The following is a 1,928-nucleotide window of genomic DNA, read 5'->3' on the forward strand; positions in this document are numbered from 1 at the left end:
CCGCCGCTCGCGCCGAGGCGGAGCGCCAGGCCGAGGCCGCGCGGCAGGCCGAGATCCCGCGCCAGGCCGACCTCGCCGCGCAGCGCGCTCGCGAGGCCGAGCAGATCCGCCGCGCGCCCACGCCGCGCGCCGAGGACCCCAACGCTGTGCGTCCCGCGGCTCCGGAGCCCGAGCCGTCGCCCCCCGTGGCGGTCGCGCCGCCGCCTAGGGAAACGCCGCCGCCCCGCACCGAGGCGGCGCCCCCTCCGCCCGACCGCACCGTCGACCTGACGGGCTCGTTCCGCCAGAACCGCGGCCGCCTCCCCTGGCCGGCCGACGGCACCGTGGTCGGCCGATTCGGGACACGGACCGATCCGGTCACGAACACGCGCACCGATGCGCCCGGCATCGACATCGCGACCGCCTCGGGGGCGCCCGTCCGCGCCGTCTTCGAGGGCACCGTCCAGCGGATTGGCCAGTTCCCGACGTATGGGACTTACGTGATGGTCTCGCACGGCGAAGACATCACCTTATACGGCAACCTCTCGCAGGTGGCCGTGTCACGCGGTCAGAGCCTCCGCGCCGGGCAAGCCATCGGCAGGGCGGGTACGGCGGAGTCGCGCCGGGGCACCCAGCTCTACTTCGTCATCTGGCGAGGCGGGCAGGCGGTTGACCCGACGGGCTGGCTCGGCAGCCGGTAACGCCGATCCTGAGGCGGTTCAGCATCGGAGCCGTGCGGCGACGTCGTCAGCCTTCTCGGTGAGGACGACGCAGACGAGGCTGGTCTGAGCAGTTAGAGCGTTTGCGGCCTGTGCCTGCTACTCGACAATCCTGTCGAGCCGGTCCGCATCGGGTTCCACGATGTACGCTATCGAGTCTGAGCCGATTCGTACAAGGTGGGGACCGCAAAGCGTGAGATCCGGAGCGTCCCCACAGAACGCTTCAGGCGGGAAGGCCGCGAGGGCGTCCGGTATCTCGAGCGAGAAGGTGATGTCGGGGACTCCCCCGACGCTGTCTGACGAGCGGCGAACAGGATGCACATAGGCTGTCGCCTCCCCCCCGGAAACCGGAATGCTCATGTGCATTCGCGGATCGCCGATTCGCTCGACAGTCCGGGTACCGGAGGCGAACCGTCCGTATACGAAGCCTCCGTATGCCGCGATTGCCACGATGAAGAGCGCGGTTACCCCAGACAGAAACGACGCCTGCCGAGATAGGTGATCCAGACGATCCAGCAACCCGTCCGTGTCGCCCGAATGCCCCTCGGCTTGCCCGGCATCCGACGTGTTTCTCTCGGAAGAGCTCTCCATTCCGGGAAAATATCCAAATAGAAGCGGCGGCCCCCGAAGGAGCCGCCGCTCGTCGCTTGCACCGAGGCGGAGGGCTACTTCTCCTCGTCGCCGGGATCGCCGTCCACCGAGGCGGAGGCGTTGCCCAGCTCGGCGTCCGGCTCGGGGCCGTCGTCCTCGGAGCCGAGGGCTTCATCGACGACCTCGCCGGCCGGCGTCGAGAGCACCTCCGGCGTCTCGACCTCCTCGGGCGTCACGTCCGCCTCGGGGGCGTCCGCTTCGGCCTCGGCCATCTGGTCGCGCAGGGCGGCCAGGCCGGAGATCTCGCCGAGCGTGGCCGGGCCGGACTGGCGGCTGCCGTAGCTCTCGACCTCACGGCGCTCCTGGCGCCGGGCCTGCTGCTTCTGCCGGTACTCGGCGTCGCGCTCGGCGCGCTCGGCCGAGCGGATCTTGGCCGTCTCTGACATGACCAGCTCGCGGTCCTCGCGGTCCATCCGGATCACCTGCAGCTCCAGCTCGTCGCCGATCTGGTAGGCGTCGGCCGGGCGGCCGGGGCGCTGGAGGTGGCTCGCCGGGACGAACGCCTCGACGTCGAGCGGGAGGTCGACGACGAGGCCGCCGTCGTTGATCTCGCTCACCGTGCCGGTCGCGTCGGCCCCC

3 protein-coding genes are annotated in these 1,928 nt (G+C 70.9%); 1 reads left to right on the plus strand and 2 read right to left on the minus strand.

Going from position 1 to position 1,928, the window contains the following annotated elements; translation table 11 throughout:
• A partial coding sequence (locus AAGI91_17765) for a peptidoglycan DD-metalloendopeptidase family protein (GenBank protein ID MEM1044461.1) occupies positions 1 to 680 on the plus strand: 680 nt, incomplete at its 5' end.
• A gap of 117 nt (positions 681 to 797) precedes the next feature.
• Here the strand turns inward: AAGI91_17765 and AAGI91_17770 are convergent.
• Entirely contained in the window at positions 798 to 1,289 is a 492-nt protein-coding gene (locus AAGI91_17770) for a hypothetical protein (GenBank protein MEM1044462.1), read from the minus strand.
• Positions 1,290 to 1,363: 74 nt separating this feature from the next.
• The coding region (locus AAGI91_17775) for a S1 RNA-binding domain-containing protein (protein MEM1044463.1) at positions 1,364 to 1,928 on the minus strand (565 nt) is incomplete at its 5' end.

The organism is Bacteroidota bacterium (assembly GCA_038746285.1).
Taxonomy (GTDB): domain Bacteria; phylum Bacteroidota; class Rhodothermia; order Rhodothermales; family JANQRZ01; genus JANQRZ01.

Coding starts and splice junctions, on each gene's coding strand:
- AAGI91_17770 (MEM1044462.1), bottom strand. CDS start 1,289: ATGGAGAGCTCTTCCGAGAGAAACACGTCGGATGCCGGGCAAGCCGAG.